Below are 14,894 nucleotides of genomic sequence, written 5' to 3'. Positions count from 1 at the left end.
CTGTTTGTCAACTACATATAGTTCTTCAATCAAAGCATTAGCTTAATAATATTTATATTCAACTTTTATTTAAATGGCTGCTTAGCAGCATTATTTTTGACAGAAGTATCTTTTAAATATTGGATATAGTCACCCGTGGTAATCTCATTATAAGCGGCTACAGGTAAATTATAAAGATACATCCAACACTCCATGATATCATTAGTGGTATAGATGCTCACCGTTTCCCTTATATATTCATGCGGATGTTGGTATAACCCACCGACACCTTCATAATCGTCAATTACCTTTAATATAATGTCGGGATCATCCATCATAAAAATACTACCGTAAATGTAGCGCTCTGCAGTATTACCGATCACAGCGCCGGGATATTCGCCAATATCATAAAGTCGCCCTCTTATTCTTCCGTCAGCTATAAATTTACAGTGTTTATTTAGATACGCTGCAAACTCATTACCGGGCTGCAGCAATGTGCCATACACAAATAAAAATTGACTTGTTGTTTCCATAAATAGCTCAAACAAAGGTAAGCGCAAACGCGTATATACACGCACAGGCTATTTTTTTATAGTTTAAGCCATAATAGCTATCTTGCTGCACCTTAACCGGCCATACTTTTATACCATGAACACAGAAGAGATCAAAGCGTATATAGAACAGAATAACATCCAGAAAATAAAATTCGCCTTTGCCGATATTGATGGCATTTTGCGCGGTAAGGTGATCAACCCTAAAAAATTTATTGATGGATTGCAAAGTGGCTATGGCTTTTGCGATGTAGTATTTGGCTGGGATAGTAGCGATGTTTGTTATGATAACGTACAGTTAACCGGCTGGCAAAGCGGTTACCCGGACAAACTTTGCCGTATTGACCTGTCGACCCTGCGCAATGTGCCCTGGCAGGATGATATCCCCTGTTTTTTAGCCGATTTCAGCAAACCCGACGGCAACGACTTGCCGGCCTGTCCGCGTAGCCTGCTCAAACATATTAAAGCGCAATGTGATGAGATGGGCTATCACGCCGAGTTTGCGCAGGAGTTTGAATGGTTCAATTTTAAAGAGACACCGCAAACCCTTGCCGATAAAAAATTCATCAATATTGAACCGCTTACACCGGGCATGTTCGGCTACTCGATATTGCGCACATCCGAAAACAGCGATTTTTATTATGATCTGTTTAATCTGCTTACCAAATTCAATATCCCTATTGAGGGTCTGCATACCGAAACCGGCCCGGGAGTATATGAAGCTGCCATACTTCATGATGAAGTTTTAGCTGCCGCAGATAAAGCAACGCTGTTTAAAACCGCAGTTAAAGAGATAGCCTATAAACACGGTATCATGGCATCATTCATGGCCAAATGGACCGAAACACTGCCTGGCTGTAGTGGCCACATCCATCAAAGCCTGTGGACTAAAGACCAATCAAAGAACCTGTTTTACGATGCTAACGATGTAAACAAAATGAGCGACCTGCATAAGCATTACCTTGCAGGCCAGCTATATTGCATGCCTTACCTGTTGCCGATGTACGCGCCAACCATCAACAGTTATAAACGCCTGGTTGAAGGCGCCTGGGCTCCCACCACCATAACATGGGGTGTTGAAAACCGTACTACCGCGCTACGTGTTATCAATACCACCGAAAACTATACCCGCCTGGAAACCCGCATCCCGGGCTCGGATACTAACCCTTACCTGGCCATGGCTGCAGCACTGGCTTCAGGCCTGTACGGTATTAAAAACAAGCTTAAGCTAAATATTAAGCCAACAACAGGTAATGGTTACCAGGACAAAAGTAATGGTGTACTATGGCCAAATCTGCATACTGCCGCAATGGCCATGCAAAACTCCGATATTGCCAAAGAGCTCTTCGGCGAAGGCTTTGTTGATCACTTCACCCAAACCCGGCTGTGGGAATACCGCCAGTTTGCCAAAAGCGTAACCGACTGGGAGTTGAAAAGGTATTTTGAGATTATCTGAACCGGGGATAAAGGCCCATCTCTCCCATCGTCATTGCGAGGCACGAAGCAATCCCTAACTGTACAGAGCGAACTTGAATAGCTGCTCTGTTAATCGAAGATTGCTTCGTACCTCGCAATGACGCGTTATAACTAAAATCCCAGTTCAGAGAAATATAATATATTTACACCCTTAATTATAAACCGAATGCTGCCAATGGCGTAACTTTGCCGGCAGACACATACAAATGGACTATTCTTTTATTATCCGCAAGGCCTGGGAAGGGTATGACGCGTCAAAAACCATCCGCGATATTGAAGACATCAGCGCTATGGTTTCAACCAATCACGTGTACCGTATTACGTTTGATGACGATGATATTATCATAGCCAAACTCTCTTACTTTGGCAAGTTCGAACATTTTAAGGAGGACCACCGCATTATTCAAACGCTGGCAATTAACCTGCTGTACCCGTTTGAGAATTTCCTGGCCCGTTCTTTACAAAAAAATAACCGAGTTTACATCTACCACCATAAACATGGCAAAACCGATGCCTGGGTGGTTTTCTATAACCCTACACGTATTTTACAGCGCCTGCCGCGCCGGTTAGAAGAAAACCATATTAAAAAGCTTGGCCAGCAGGTTGGCAAATTTCATAAAGCCTGCTCCAGGGTTAAAAATGTGTTGCCTAAATCGTCAAAGACTTTACGTACCGATATCTGGGCGTTGCAGCAACAAATCGAGAGCAACCCAAAACAATTTGGTACCGGTATGCAGGCCGACTTTTTAAAATACCACTGCGAAACCTTTTTGAAAAACCGCTCCAAATACAATATGAGCTCGTTCGAGATCATTCCTGTATTTATCGACTGGAATATCGGCAACTTTTCGGTAACACCTGATCTTGAGCTTTACTCGCGCTGGGATTATGATTGGTTCAGGATGAGTTACCGTTTGCTCGATTTTTATTTTTTTAGTCGCGTAGTTTCTGATATCGGCGACCGTACCGTTTTCAGCTACGTGATCAACACCATGATGGAGGACCGATTCATCATTTTTTTAAAAGAATACCATAAAGTTAACCCGCTTACTGCCGATGAGATCCGCTTTTTAAAAGAAGCTTATCGTTTTTTTATCCTGAATTACGTAATTAAAGATGGCAAGCACTTTTTTAACGAACAATATGCCAAAAAACTACAGGCTGAAGCTTTTGACATCTATTTACCATCGGTAGACAGGGATTTTGATGCCGAAAAGATCATTGAGGCCTTAAAATTAAAATAGGTTAGCTATCTTTCGGGCTGATTTTATAAAAAGCCCTAAAACAGATAAGCATGACCAGGATAGACAACTTTAAATCCATTATTGATAAATACGAAGTTGTTTTTTTTGATGCTTTTGGGGTTCTGAAAAACTATGGCGGCCTGCTTCCGGGTATTGAGCGCACCTTTTCTTACCTGGCAGAACAAGGTAAGGAGTATTACATTGTAACCAACGATGCTTCACGAAGCCCGGTGCAATTAGCGGAATCCTATACCACTAAAGGATTGACCGCCATAACACCCGACAGGATCATATCATCGGGCATGCTTACCAAAGAATATCTTGACCTGAAGGTGAACGACGGTATCGTAGCTTATTTAGGTACGCCCGATTCTGCCCATTACATTGACAGCTCGGGGCTGCATACATTGCCTATCAGCGAAGTAAACGAAAGCAATATTGACAGGGTTAACGCGCTGGTTTTTTTGGATGACGAAGGTTTTGACTGGGGCCGTGATCTGAACAAATCAGTTAACCTCATGCGTAAGCGCACCATTCCGGCCATTGTAGCCAATACCGATCATGCCTATCCCCTAACCAAGCATGACGTATCTATAGCCATAGGCGGCTTAGCCAGTATGATAGAAAAAATTGTGGGTAAAGAGTTTATTCGTTTTGGTAAGCCTGATTCGCAGATGTTCATGTTTGCCTACGATCTGCTCCGCGAGCGCAGGCCGATCAGTAAAAGAGATATTGTAATGGTAGGTGATACCCTGCAAACAGACATTCTGGGCGGTAATAAATTTGGTTTGGATACCGTACTGGTGCTATCCGGTAATACCCAGGCCAAAGACGCCGAAAACCGCATCACCGCCACCGGCATTGTGCCAACTTATATCTGCGATTCGGCAGTGGTGGAGGCCGGTGGATTGGGATTTTAAGCGTCCAAAGCATGTCATTGTTAATGACATGCTACACCCCTCCTTTCTACAAATCCTCTCAATCTTTCTACCGTAACTATTTATTTTGAAAAATTTATTTTAAATGTATGATTTACATTTATTTTTACCAACTTTGAAATCGCTAAGGTATAACTGTCTACCTTACATGTATAAGCCAATTATTACCTGATTTTAAACTAATGGACACAAATTTTGATCTTAAAGAGCATCCTCACAGTAGGTTAAACATTTTAACAGGCGACTGGATCCTGGTATCACCGCATCGTACAAAACGCCCGTGGCAAGGCAAAGTTGAGGCTACACAAGCCGACGACCGCCCGCAGTATGATCCGGCCTGTTACCTGTGCCCCACAAACAAAAGGGCCGATGGCAGCGAAAACCCCGATTATAAAGGAAGCTTTGTGTTTACCAATGACTATTCATCGCTGTTGCTGAATACGCCCGATGGCGGTTTAAATGAAGATGAACTGTTGGTAGCTAACAGCCAAAAAGGTATTTGCCGGGTAATCAGTTTTTCGCCGAGGCATGACCTCACCTTGCCCCAGATGACCACCAAAGAGATCAGCAAAGTGGTTGACGTATGGCAGTCGGAATTTGAGGACCTGGCTTCTTATCCATGGATCAAGCACATCCAGATCTTTGAAAATAAAGGCGATATCATGGGTTGCAGCAACCCACATCCGCATGGACAAATCTGGGCTCAAAATAGCCTGCCGGTTGAAGTAGCTAAAGAAACCCAGCAGCAAAAGCTGCATTTTGAGCAAAAAGGAACAAGCCTTTTAGCCGATTACCTTGCATTGGAACTTAAAAAGCAGGACCGCATAGTTTTTGAAAATGAACATTTTGTTGTGCTTGTGCCATTTTGGGCAGTTTGGCCGTACGAAACTATGATTGTAAGCAAAAGACATGTAACCAGCATTTTATACTTTACCGAGCAGGAAAAACATGCCCTTTCCGATGCTATCAGGAGGCTTACCATCAGGTATGATAACATGTTTGAAACATCGTTCCCTTATTCGGCAGGCATGCACCAATCACCGGTTAATTCGGGCGATCATCCCTACTGGCACTGGCATATGCATTTTTACCCGCCACTGTTACGTTCGGCCACGGTTAAAAAGTTCATGGTAGGTTATGAGATGCTGGCCAATCCGCAACGCGATATCACAGCAGAGTTTGCCGCTGAAAAATTGCGTGGCTTAAGTGAGATCCATTATAAAACGAGGGAATAATGAAAAAACGCTATTTTTAAACCAAACTATAACCAACCTATTTATGAGAAACTTAATTAAAGGTATTTCTTTAACAATTTTACCTGCTTGTAGCCTATATTTGGCTGCCTGTAATCAAAATTCAACCTCACAGAAAAACACTACTATGGCGGATAGCACCCAAACCACTGCATCAGCATTCGAAAAAACAATCGATGGTAAACAAACCCATTTATTTACCCTTAAAAACAAAAACGGCGTTATTGCCACCATCACCAATTATGGCGGCCGTGTGGTAAGCCTGTTAGTGCCCGACAAAAACGGCAAGTTAACCGATGTTGTTTTAGGTTTTGATGATGTGGAAGGTTTTGAAAAATCAACCGAACGTTATTACGGCGCCACCATTGGCCGTTACGGCAACCGTATTGCCAAAGGCCATTTTAAAATAGATGGTAAAGATTATCAATCATCAATTAACAATACACCCAATATGCTGCACGGCGGCAAACATGGTTTCCAGGAAGTGGTGTGGGATGGTAAAATGATCGATTCGTCTACCGTAGAGCTTACCTATCTTTCAAAAGATATGGAAGAAGGTTTCCCCGGTAACCTTAATGTTAAAGTAATTTACAGCCTTACCGACGATAACTCATTTAAATGCCAGTACGAAGCGACTACCGATAAAAAAACGGTTGTTAACCTTACCAACCACGCGTTCTTTAACCTCAACGGCGAAGGCAGCGGTACAATCCTCAATCATTTGGTACAGATAGATGCCGATAATTATTTACCGGTTGATGCAGGCTTGATCCCTACCGGAAAAATTGAAAAAGTTGCAGGCACTCCGTTTGACTTCACCAAGCCGGAAACCATTGGCAAACGCATTAACGAAGACAATGTGCAGTTAAAAGACGGCAAAGGTTACGATCACAACTTTGTGCTGAACAAACATGACATGAGCACTCCGATAGCAACTGTAGTTGGTGATAAGAGCGGCATTAAAATGGAAGTATTTACCGAAGAGCCGGGCCTACAATTTTACAGCGGTAACTTTATGCAGGCTAAAAACGCGATGAAACGCGGTATTAAAGATGAGTACCGTACTTCGTTTGCTATGGAAACCCAGCATTTTCCTGATTCACCAAATCAGCCGCAATTCCCTTCTACGGAATTGAAACCCGGCGATACCTATAAAACGCAATCGCTTTATAAGTTTTCGGTAGTGAAATAATTGAACGCCTTTTTTATACAAAAGTCCTGCCCAACGGCGGGGCTTTTTGCTTTATATTAGTTCCTGATATAACCATAGATATACAAAATGAGCGCCTGGCGAAAAAGGGCAATTGAATGCCTCCCTGCTTTAAAGAGAGAATTTGAAGACCCCGAAACGTCTATTTACGGCGTTTTTATGGAATTATTACATGCAACTGTTGCTGCACATCGCGATAATGACACCATGCAGCTCAAAAAGAACTATGATTTTGCCGAATGGTGTTTCAGGCAAAAATCTGAAGACCTGTGGAATGCCGCCTGCGTATCGTTTTATGAACATCTGGGTGATAAGGCCGAAACACTTCAGGCCATACATTTATGGGTTAAACAAGATATCTATATCGAGATACGATCACTCTTGAAGCAGGGAGTTGGCGAGGCTACTTTAAAAATAATAGACGGCTTATATGGGTTGAGTAATGCCAGGTTTAAAGGGTGATCTCAATGGCTTCGATGTTTACTGTTTGTTAAGCAGATTTAAAACAAACCTAAACTTTTTGAGGTTAACAGGTTAATTAATAACAATCTTTTTACCTATCTATAAAAACATCATGAGTGATCAATCAACCCAGCCTGAAGAAAAGGGATTTTTCGAGAAGGTTAAAGAAACAATTGAAAGCCTTTGGGAAGGCACAAAAGATACAGCCGAAGACGTAAAAGAAGCAGCCGAAGAAAAAATAGAGGATATCAAGGAAAAAGTAACCGCTAAAAAAGCCACGGCTACCAAAAAAGCTGCGCCAACTAAAACCACAGCAGCTAAAAAAGCTGACGCGGTAACCACCAAAGCAAAAAAAGCAGTTTCTGAAGTAAAAGCCAAAGCCGAAACTAAGGCTAAAGCCATTACCGCCAAAGCAAAAGATGAAGCAGCAACCGCTAAACAAGCTGCGGCTGAAGTAAAAGCAAAGGCAGCAACTAAAGCAAAAGCTATTACCACAAAAGCCAAAACTGAAGCCACGGAAGCTAAGAAAGCCGTAGCATCGAAAACTGCTAAAGCAGCTACCAGCGTTAAAAAGAAAGCGGCAGCTACAGCTAAGTAAGATTGCTAATTTTCAGACCTGCGAAGTTTTAGAAACTTCGCAGGTCTTCCTCTCCTCTTTCCGAATTTACCTCATCAATCAACATCCAGCCGAAAATTAAATGGTAAAAGCTATTGACAGTAATTTAATTAATCGTAATATTGCAATATAATTTATGGGGATCACTAAAACAGAAATATTTACCGACGAGCAGAACAAACTGGCTGTGCAGCTTAAAGCTATAGCTCATCCGGCCCGTATTGCCATCCTGCAGCTTATTATTGAAGCTAAGGCTTGTATTTGCGGCGATATGTCATCCGAATTGGGGCTTGCCCAGCCCACCGTATCCCAGCATCTTAAAGAATTAAAGAATGCCGGCCTTATACAGGGTACCATTGAAGGTGTAAGCGTTTGCTACTGCATTGAGCCCGAAGCCTGGAAAAACCTGAATGATGAGTTAAATAAACTATTCTCATCGTACAAAGACTTCAATAGTTGCTGTTAAAATTTTTTGATTACATCAATCGTAATATTGCAATACATAAATGAAAACAAACGAGGAATTAAAAGAATTGGTAAAGCTGAAATACAGCGAAATTGCCTTACAGGATAAGGATACCAATCAATCATCATGCTGCGGAGCTGGCGGATGTTCAACCGAGGTTTACAATATCATGAGCGAAGATTATACCAAACTGCAAGGTTACAATGCCGATGCCGACCTTGGTTTAGGCTGCGGTTTGCCCACGCAATTCGCCCAAATTAAAAAAGGAGATACGGTAATTGACCTCGGCAGTGGTGCAGGCAATGATTGCTTTATCGCCCGTTCCGAAACCGGCGAGACCGGCAAAGTAATAGGGATTGATTTTACAGAAGCTATGATTAGCAAGGCCCGCGAAAACGCCGACAAACTTGGCTTTAATAATGTGGAGTTTCGTTTGGGAGATATCGAGCATATGCCGGTAACTGCCAACGCGGCCGATGTAATTGTAAGCAACTGTGTATTAAACCTGGTGCCTGATAAAAACGCTGTCATTAAAGACATTTACCGCGTATTGAAACCCGGCGGCCACTTTAGCATTTCGGATATTGTATTGACAGGCAGCCTGCCCGAAAAGATCAGGACAGCCGCCGAAATGTATGCTGGCTGCGTATCAGGGGCCATTCAAAAAGAGGAATACCTTGATCTCATCAGCAAAAATGGGTTTGCCAATATCATCGTGCAAAAAGAAAAAGCCATTATTATTCCTGACGACATTCTAAGCAATTACCTATCGGCAGATGAAATTAACGAATTTAAAAACGGCAACGGCGCCATTGTAAGCGTCACCGTGTATGCCGAAAAACCCGAAACAAAAGTATGCTGCGAACCAGGCTGCTGCCAATAAAACAATTATGAAAAATATATTAGTACTGTGCACAGGCAATAGTTGCCGCAGTCAGATAGCCGAGGGATATTTAAAGCATTTTGCGGGCAGTAAAGCAAACGTATACAGTGCGGGCATTGAAACACATGGCGTAAACCCCAAAGCCATTAAAACCATGGCCGAGGATGATATTGATATTTCCAACCATACCTCAAACCATGTGGATGAATACACCAACATTGCTTTTGATTATTTAATAACCGTTTGCGATAATGCTAACGAAGCCTGCCCTTACTTTCCGGGGAATGTGAAACGTTTTCATTATAACTTCCCGGATCCGGCCAAAGCCCGCGGCACCGAAGATGAGGTGATGGGCGAATTCAGAAAAGTGCGTGAACAGATCAAAGCGTACACCCAACAATTTGTGGAACAGCATTTAACCGAAGCGCAATAATATGTCTGCCGATAATTGCACTCCGGTGGTTGAACGAAAACGGCTCGGCTTTATTGATCGCTATCTCACCATCTGGATTTTCCTGGCTATGGCTATAGGGGTTGGAACGGGGTACTTTATACCCTCATCGTCCGATTTTATCAATTCGTTTTCGAGCGGGACTACTAATATTCCGTTGGCGATCGGCCTCATATTAATGATGTACCCGCCGCTTGCCAAAGTAAAATATGAACAGATGGGCAGGGTATTTAAAGATGTAAAGATATTAAGTGCCTCGCTTGTTTTAAACTGGATAATAGGCCCTGTACTAATGTTCGTTTTAGCTGTCGTTTTCCTGCACGGTTACCCCGAATATATGACAGGGCTGATATTAATTGGGCTTGCCCGTTGTATTGCCATGGTTGTAGTATGGAATGAACTTGCCGATGGCAGCCGCGAATATGCCGCCGGTTTGATAGCCCTGAACAGTATTTTCCAGGTACTTTTATATAGCGTATATGCTTACATTTTTATAACCGTATTGCCGCCGGTGCTTGGCTTTAAAAGTCTCCAGGTACATATTACCATGCTCCAGATTGCCCAAAGCGTGGGTATCTATCTCGGTATTCCTTTTGCCGCCGGTATTATTAGTCGTTATACGTTGATCAAACTAAAGGGCGAGGATTGGTTTCAGCAAAAATTTGTTCCTTTTATTTCGCCCATAACGCTTATCGCGCTGTTGTTTACCATTATACTCATGTTTAGCCTCAAGGGCAGGCTTATAGTGCAAATCCCTATGGATGCGGTTCACATTGCTATACCGCTGGTATTTTACTTTGCAATTATGTTCCTGCTTAGTTTCTTCATCGGCAAATATTTTGGCGCCGATTACTCAAAAAGTACCTCCATTGCATTTACAGCTACAGGCAATAATTTTGAGCTGGCTATCGCGGTATCTATTGGTGTATTTGGTATTAACTCGGGGCAAGCCTTTGCCGGGGTGATCGGTCCGCTGGTTGAGGTGCCCGCACTGATAGCGCTGGTTAACGCTGCGTTTTGGCTTCGCCGAAAATACTATCGTAATGAAGTTATAGCCAAAGCAGATTAACAATAATGCCACAAAAAAAAGCGATTGGACAATCCAATCGCTTTTTTAATATCATAACTCCCTTCGGGGCCGAGGGAGCTTAAGCCTCAAACTTATAACCCACACCCTTCACAGTAGCAACGCAGTCGTCGCCCAGTTTTTCGCGCAGTTTACGGATGTGTACGTCGATGGTACGGTTGGTAACCACTACCGAATCTTCCCAAATGTTTTTAAGGATCACCTCGCGGGTGTAAACTTTGCCGGGTTTTGAAGCCAGCAGGTACAACAGCTCAAATTCTTTTTTGGCCAATACAACTTTAACACCGTTTTTATAAACCAGGTAAGCTTCGCGATCAATAACCAGGTCGCCTATTTCCAGTTTATTATCAATTACATCTTCGGCAGGAGCATTACGACGGAGTATGGCGTTTATGCGGCTAACCAGCGCGCGTGGTTTGATAGGTTTTGCAATGTAATCATCGGCACCTACGTTAAAGCCGGCAATTTCCGAATACTCCTCGCTGCGGGCTGTTAAAAACACCATAAAGGTATTTTTAAACTCGGGCATGGTGCGCATAATGCGGCATGCCTCTATCCCATCCATTTTAGGCATCATGATGTCAAGTACAATCAAATCAGGCAGGGCCTTTTTTGCCTCGGCAACAGCTTCCTGGCCGTTACGTGCTAAAAACACCTGGTAACCTTCCTTTTTGAGGTTATACTCAATCAGTTCTAAAATATCCGGTTCATCATCAACAATAAGTATTTTCTGTTTTGCGGTGCTGCTCATGTTGCGTTAAATTTTTTGTATAAAAGTATACGCTTTACAACAGCTAATGGTTAAGCTAATATTAACAAATTGTTAAACGTTACCTTATATTAACCCTAAGTTGAGGCTATTTAAATGTTTTATTTAAAAAAGCTTCAAGATCGGCGCCTGTAATATTCTTGGCAACAATATTTCCCTGCGGATCGATGATGAAATTTGAAGGAATAGCTTCAATATGGTAAAGCCTTTCTGTAGGGCCTTCAAAGCCGTTTAAATCCGAGCCATGCGCCCAGGCAAGCTTATCATCGCTGATAGCTTTTTGCCATGGTGCTTTGTCCTTATCAAGCGATACTCCTAATATATTAAAGCCTTTATCTTTAAATGCATTGTACTGTTTAACCACATTTGGATTTTCCTGGCGGCAAGGCTGGCACCATGAAGCCCAAAAATCAATCATTACATACTTGCCTTTGTAATCAGACAAATTAATTGGCTTGCCATCAATACCGTTAACGGTAAACTCGGGCGCTTTATGACCAAGGGATATCGGCTTAGCCTTATCCATCTGCGCGATAAACTTTTGTACCGTAGGGTTATCTTTAAAATCGCCCCTGATTTCATCAGCAAATTTAATAAGCTGGGCTTCGTATTTGGTAGGATCGAGCGTGGTAGCTGCATAAAAGCCCGCAAGCGATTTTTTATTATCGTTCACAAATTTTAAAACCGCTTCGCCGCTTTCATTCACATTCTTTAAAAATATAGGCATATATATTTTCAGCAGCGAATCGTTCCGCTCACCGCGAGATTTTTCCTGATATTCGGCAAAAAGCTTAGCATTTTTATCGCCGTAAAGATTACTGATACGGTTAAACTCCTTTATCTTATCCGAATCATTAGAACCTTTGATAGTATACTCGTGGTTTTTATTGTTATTGTCTGTTTCAAACTCAATATCGTCGCCATTTTTAGCAATGAAATCGTACAGGTTTTCGCCCTGCATTTCGCCACCCTGCGGACCAGTATTGCCTACCCTAAGTTTAAACAGGTTTGGATAAAGCGCCACATGCTTAAACTCAAACTTACCGCCCTCGCCTAACGAAGTAGAATCAACAACCTTTAAGCCCGAGCTATCGGCCTCAATCAAATAAACAGCTTTAAGGTTACCCGGATTTTTGATAGTTCCCGAAACACTAAATTGTGATTCGTTTTTACAAGAGTACATGCCCGCGCTAAGCAATAACAACGCGCCGGCAGCCAGATTTTTAACTTTCATTTACTTAGCTTCTAATTCCTTTATCAATAGCTGGTTAGTTTTCTGCGGGTCGATCTTCCCTTTTGAGCTTTTCATGATCTCGCCCATAAACAGGCCCAAAACGCCCTTTTTCCCCTTTTGGTATTCCTTAACCTTATCAGGATATTTGGCGATGGCATCCTTTATAAAACGGGTTACATCATCACCATCGGCACTGATTAGCAGGTTAAGTTCCTTAGCCAGATCATCCGGTTTTTTGCCGGGTTCTTTGATCATGGCAGGAAATAATTTGTGCGAAGCTACAGAATTATTTATCACCCCGGTGTCAATTAGTTTGATGAGGGCGGCAAGGTTTTGCGGCGTAACAGCAAAGTTACCAATGGTTTGGTTATGATCATTCAGGTATGAGCGTACAGCACCCATCAGCCAGTTAGCAGCAGCTTTATAATGATCAGTATGTTTTATCAGCGATTCAAAATAAAAGGCGGTGTCCCTATCGGCAGTGATAACCGAGGCGTCATAAGCGGTTAAGCCCAATTGCTCCGTATACTTATGATACAACTGACCGGGTAGTGCCGGTAAGCTTTTACGGACGCTTTCCACATACTCATTGGTAAGCTTCAAGGGCGGCAGGTCCGGTTCGGGGAAATATCGGTAATCATTGGCCATTTCTTTTGAACGGAGCACTGAAGTTTCGCCTGTATCAGCGTTAAAGTTCAGCGTATTTTGATCGATGTGGCCGCCGGCTTCAATAATGTTTACCTGGCGAGCAAACTCATGCTCAATAGCACGCTGCACGTTACGGATGGAGTTAAGGTTTTTTACCTCGCAACGGTTACCATAGGCAGTTGCACCTTTAAGCCGTACCGAAATATTAGCGTCGCAGCGCATGCTGCCCTCTTCCATGTTACCATCGCAAATATCAAGATAGCGGAGAATTTTACGCATTTCGGTCAGGAACTGACCAGCCTCTTCGGCGCTGCGCATATCCGGTTCAGATACGATCTCTACCAGCGGTACACCAGCGCGGTTCAGGTCGATCAGTGAATCGGCGTGGTGCTGATCGTGCATACTTTTCCCGGCATCCTCTTCCATATGAATGTGGTGCAGGGCTATGTTCTTTTCAGTGCCATCGGCCAGTTTCACGGGCACATAACCGTTAAGGCAAACAGGCGCCTGGTCCTGACTAATTTGGTAGCCTTTGGGCAGATCGGCATAAAAATAATTTTTACGGGCGAAGCTGTTATTCAGGTTGATAGTGCAATTACAGGCCAGGCCCATTTTAACGGCATATTCAACCGCTTTTTTATTAATAAAGGGCAAAGTGCCTGGATGCCCCAGCGATACCGCGCTAACATGGCGGTTAGGTTCGGCACCAAAGGCAGCCGAATCTGCCGAGAATATCTTACTTGATGTAGATAACTGCGCGTGTACTTCGAGGCCTATCACCAACTCGTACTTTTCAGCTACCCCGTCTGCGAGAACTGTCATAAAAATAAAAATTCAGCTATGATTTTACTGATGTATAAAAGTCAAATATATAAAGATTAATACAGTAACAACACCATTTTGCTTTTAAAACAACGGTAAAAGTGCAATTATATAGTTGTAAGGTAGGGGTTATAGAGATTATAGCAGATGATTGGAGATCAGTTGATGGGAATATTCAATTCAAAACATGCCTGTCATCAGCATGATTAAACTTTCTGTATTCTCCGCTGTCTATTTATTTGTCAGGCACAGAAATTGAATAAGTGTTCATATTTAGACAGGCACCATGAAAAAATTAATTTTAGGAATGCTTGCAGGATGTTTTTTACTTGCAGCTTCGGTTACCAGGACAAATGCACAGGTAAGTGTAAATTTAAATGTTGGCTTATGGAACCCGCCCGCCGAATATGCGGGTATTAATTATTACTACTTACCCGATGTAGAAAGCTACTATTATGTCCCTACTCATCAATATGTTTATTTGGATGGCGGAAACTGGGTTTGGAGGCGATCATTGCCGCCACGCTATGCCAGCTACAACATTGCAACAGGTTACAAAGTGGCCGTAAACCGTCCAAGAGCGTATACCTATTTTACACACGACCGTGACACCTATGCCCGCTACCGCGGTACAAAGAATGTTATAGTGCGAGATAACTATCGCACCAGGGTAGTGAACCGCACACATGTGGTTAACCGTACCAAGGTAGTAAACCGTTACCAAAAGCCGCATAAAACCGTAGTAAAACGTACCCGCGTAGTTGAACACCGTGGACAAAAAAATGGTCACCGCCATTAATTGTCC

Annotated in this window: 16 protein-coding genes; 12 read left to right on the top strand and 4 right to left on the bottom strand. The window is 42.8% G+C overall.

What is annotated here, in order from left to right; translation table 11 throughout:
* Nucleotides 1-65 precede the first annotated feature (65 nt).
* Nucleotides 66-512: a gamma-glutamylcyclotransferase family protein gene (locus ACP26M_RS03825; RefSeq protein WP_426586327.1), complete on the bottom strand. Its 447-nt coding sequence runs from the start codon at nt 510-512 to the stop codon at nt 66-68.
* A 115-nt stretch (nt 513-627) separates the two neighbouring features.
* Between ACP26M_RS03825 and ACP26M_RS03820 the strand changes: the two genes are divergently transcribed.
* From ACP26M_RS03820 to arsB, 11 genes are all read left to right on the top strand, one after another.
* Nucleotides 628-1,986: a glutamine synthetase family protein gene (locus ACP26M_RS03820; RefSeq protein WP_426586325.1), complete on the top strand. Its 1,359-nt coding sequence runs from the start codon at nt 628-630 to the stop codon at nt 1,984-1,986.
* A gap of 226 nt (nt 1,987-2,212) precedes the next feature.
* The gene (locus ACP26M_RS03815; protein ID WP_426586323.1) at nt 2,213-3,250 is read left to right on the top strand and encodes a hypothetical protein; all 1,038 of its coding nucleotides are present in this window, start codon (nt 2,213-2,215) and stop codon (nt 3,248-3,250) included.
* Nucleotides 3,251-3,300: 50 nt separating this feature from the next.
* Nucleotides 3,301-4,170 (top strand): HAD-IIA family hydrolase, encoded by an 870-nt coding sequence (locus ACP26M_RS03810; RefSeq protein WP_188832750.1) that lies wholly within the window; start codon nt 3,301-3,303, stop codon nt 4,168-4,170.
* A gap of 200 nt (nt 4,171-4,370) precedes the next feature.
* Entirely contained in the window at nt 4,371-5,423 is a 1,053-nt protein-coding gene (locus ACP26M_RS03805) for a UDP-glucose--hexose-1-phosphate uridylyltransferase (RefSeq protein WP_426586321.1), read from the top strand.
* 145 nt (nt 5,424-5,568) lie between these two features.
* The gene (locus ACP26M_RS03800; protein ID WP_426586319.1) at nt 5,569-6,633 is read left to right on the top strand and encodes an aldose epimerase family protein; all 1,065 of its coding nucleotides are present in this window, start codon (nt 5,569-5,571) and stop codon (nt 6,631-6,633) included.
* Between the two features lie 87 nt (nt 6,634-6,720).
* On the top strand, nt 6,721-7,113 hold the full coding sequence (locus ACP26M_RS03795; RefSeq protein WP_426586317.1) for a DUF7674 family protein: 393 nt from the start codon (nt 6,721-6,723) through the stop codon (nt 7,111-7,113).
* Nucleotides 7,114-7,225: 112 nt separating this feature from the next.
* A complete protein-coding gene (locus ACP26M_RS03790; RefSeq protein WP_426586315.1) occupies nt 7,226-7,711 on the top strand; it encodes a hypothetical protein in 486 nt (161 codons plus the stop codon).
* A 154-nt stretch (nt 7,712-7,865) separates the two neighbouring features.
* Nucleotides 7,866-8,195, top strand: coding sequence for an ArsR/SmtB family transcription factor (locus tag ACP26M_RS03785; RefSeq protein ID WP_426586313.1), 330 nt, complete (start codon nt 7,866-7,868; stop codon nt 8,193-8,195).
* Nucleotides 8,196-8,235: 40 nt separating this feature from the next.
* Nucleotides 8,236-9,078: an arsenite methyltransferase gene (locus ACP26M_RS03780; protein ID WP_426586311.1), complete on the top strand. Its 843-nt coding sequence runs from the start codon at nt 8,236-8,238 to the stop codon at nt 9,076-9,078.
* 7 nt (nt 9,079-9,085) lie between these two features.
* Entirely contained in the window at nt 9,086-9,511 is a 426-nt protein-coding gene (locus ACP26M_RS03775) for an arsenate reductase ArsC (protein WP_426586309.1), read from the top strand.
* A gap of 1 nt (nt 9,512) precedes the next feature.
* Complete coding sequence (gene arsB / locus ACP26M_RS03770; RefSeq protein ID WP_426586307.1) at nt 9,513-10,598, top strand: ACR3 family arsenite efflux transporter; 1,086 nt, start codon at nt 9,513-9,515, stop codon at nt 10,596-10,598.
* A gap of 79 nt (nt 10,599-10,677) precedes the next feature.
* Here the strand turns inward: arsB and ACP26M_RS03765 are convergent, their stop codons facing one another.
* The 3 genes from ACP26M_RS03765 to gatB all read right to left on the bottom strand — a co-directional run bounded on the left by ACP26M_RS03765 (nt 10,678) and on the right by gatB (nt 14,089).
* On the bottom strand, nt 10,678-11,367 hold the full coding sequence (locus tag ACP26M_RS03765; protein WP_022831601.1) for a response regulator transcription factor: 690 nt from the start codon (nt 11,365-11,367) through the stop codon (nt 10,678-10,680).
* Between the two features lie 106 nt (nt 11,368-11,473).
* Nucleotides 11,474-12,619 carry a redoxin domain-containing protein gene (locus ACP26M_RS03760; protein WP_426586305.1) on the bottom strand — a complete coding sequence of 382 codons (1,146 nt, stop codon included), beginning with the start codon at nt 12,617-12,619 and terminating at the stop codon, nt 11,474-11,476.
* On the bottom strand, nt 12,620-14,089 hold the full coding sequence (gene gatB / locus ACP26M_RS03755) for an Asp-tRNA(Asn)/Glu-tRNA(Gln) amidotransferase subunit GatB (RefSeq protein ID WP_426586303.1): 1,470 nt from the start codon (nt 14,087-14,089) through the stop codon (nt 12,620-12,622).
* A 286-nt stretch (nt 14,090-14,375) separates the two neighbouring features.
* Between gatB and ACP26M_RS03750 the strand changes: the two genes are divergently transcribed.
* Nucleotides 14,376-14,888 (top strand): hypothetical protein, encoded by a 513-nt coding sequence (locus ACP26M_RS03750; RefSeq protein ID WP_426586301.1) that lies wholly within the window; start codon nt 14,376-14,378, stop codon nt 14,886-14,888.
* Nucleotides 14,889-14,894 lie beyond the last annotated feature (6 nt).

This window comes from Mucilaginibacter sp. R-33 (genome assembly GCF_049949235.1).
Lineage (GTDB): Bacteria > Bacteroidota > Bacteroidia > Sphingobacteriales > Sphingobacteriaceae > Mucilaginibacter.
This window is presented reverse-complemented; position numbering and strand designations above follow the sequence as displayed.

What these genes read in the sequence shown, in the direction of transcription:
- ACP26M_RS03750 (WP_426586301.1), top strand. Translation starts at nt 14,376, where the DNA reads ATGAAAAAATTAATTTTAGGAATGCTTGCAGGATGTTTTTTACTTGCA.
- ACP26M_RS03805 (WP_426586321.1), top strand. Translation starts at nt 4,371, where the DNA reads ATGGACACAAATTTTGATCTTAAAGAGCATCCTCACAGTAGGTTAAAC.
- ACP26M_RS03800 (WP_426586319.1), top strand. Translation starts at nt 5,569, where the DNA reads ATGGCGGATAGCACCCAAACCACTGCATCAGCATTCGAAAAAACAATC.
- ACP26M_RS03790 (WP_426586315.1), top strand. Translation starts at nt 7,226, where the DNA reads ATGAGTGATCAATCAACCCAGCCTGAAGAAAAGGGATTTTTCGAGAAG.
- ACP26M_RS03825 (WP_426586327.1), bottom strand. Translation starts at nt 512, where the DNA reads ATGGAAACAACAAGTCAATTTTTATTTGTGTATGGCACATTGCTGCAG.
- ACP26M_RS03785 (WP_426586313.1), top strand. Translation starts at nt 7,866, where the DNA reads ATGGGGATCACTAAAACAGAAATATTTACCGACGAGCAGAACAAACTG.
- ACP26M_RS03815 (WP_426586323.1), top strand. Translation starts at nt 2,213, where the DNA reads ATGGACTATTCTTTTATTATCCGCAAGGCCTGGGAAGGGTATGACGCG.
- ACP26M_RS03820 (WP_426586325.1), top strand. Translation starts at nt 628, where the DNA reads ATGAACACAGAAGAGATCAAAGCGTATATAGAACAGAATAACATCCAG.
- ACP26M_RS03760 (WP_426586305.1), bottom strand. Translation starts at nt 12,619, where the DNA reads ATGAAAGTTAAAAATCTGGCTGCCGGCGCGTTGTTATTGCTTAGCGCG.
- arsB (WP_426586307.1), top strand. Translation starts at nt 9,513, where the DNA reads ATGTCTGCCGATAATTGCACTCCGGTGGTTGAACGAAAACGGCTCGGC.
- ACP26M_RS03765 (WP_022831601.1), bottom strand. Translation starts at nt 11,367, where the DNA reads ATGAGCAGCACCGCAAAACAGAAAATACTTATTGTTGATGATGAACCG.
- ACP26M_RS03780 (WP_426586311.1), top strand. Translation starts at nt 8,236, where the DNA reads ATGAAAACAAACGAGGAATTAAAAGAATTGGTAAAGCTGAAATACAGC.
- ACP26M_RS03775 (WP_426586309.1), top strand. Translation starts at nt 9,086, where the DNA reads ATGAAAAATATATTAGTACTGTGCACAGGCAATAGTTGCCGCAGTCAG.
- ACP26M_RS03795 (WP_426586317.1), top strand. Translation starts at nt 6,721, where the DNA reads ATGAGCGCCTGGCGAAAAAGGGCAATTGAATGCCTCCCTGCTTTAAAG.
- gatB (WP_426586303.1), bottom strand. Translation starts at nt 14,089, where the DNA reads ATGACAGTTCTCGCAGACGGGGTAGCTGAAAAGTACGAGTTGGTGATA.
- ACP26M_RS03810 (WP_188832750.1), top strand. Translation starts at nt 3,301, where the DNA reads ATGACCAGGATAGACAACTTTAAATCCATTATTGATAAATACGAAGTT.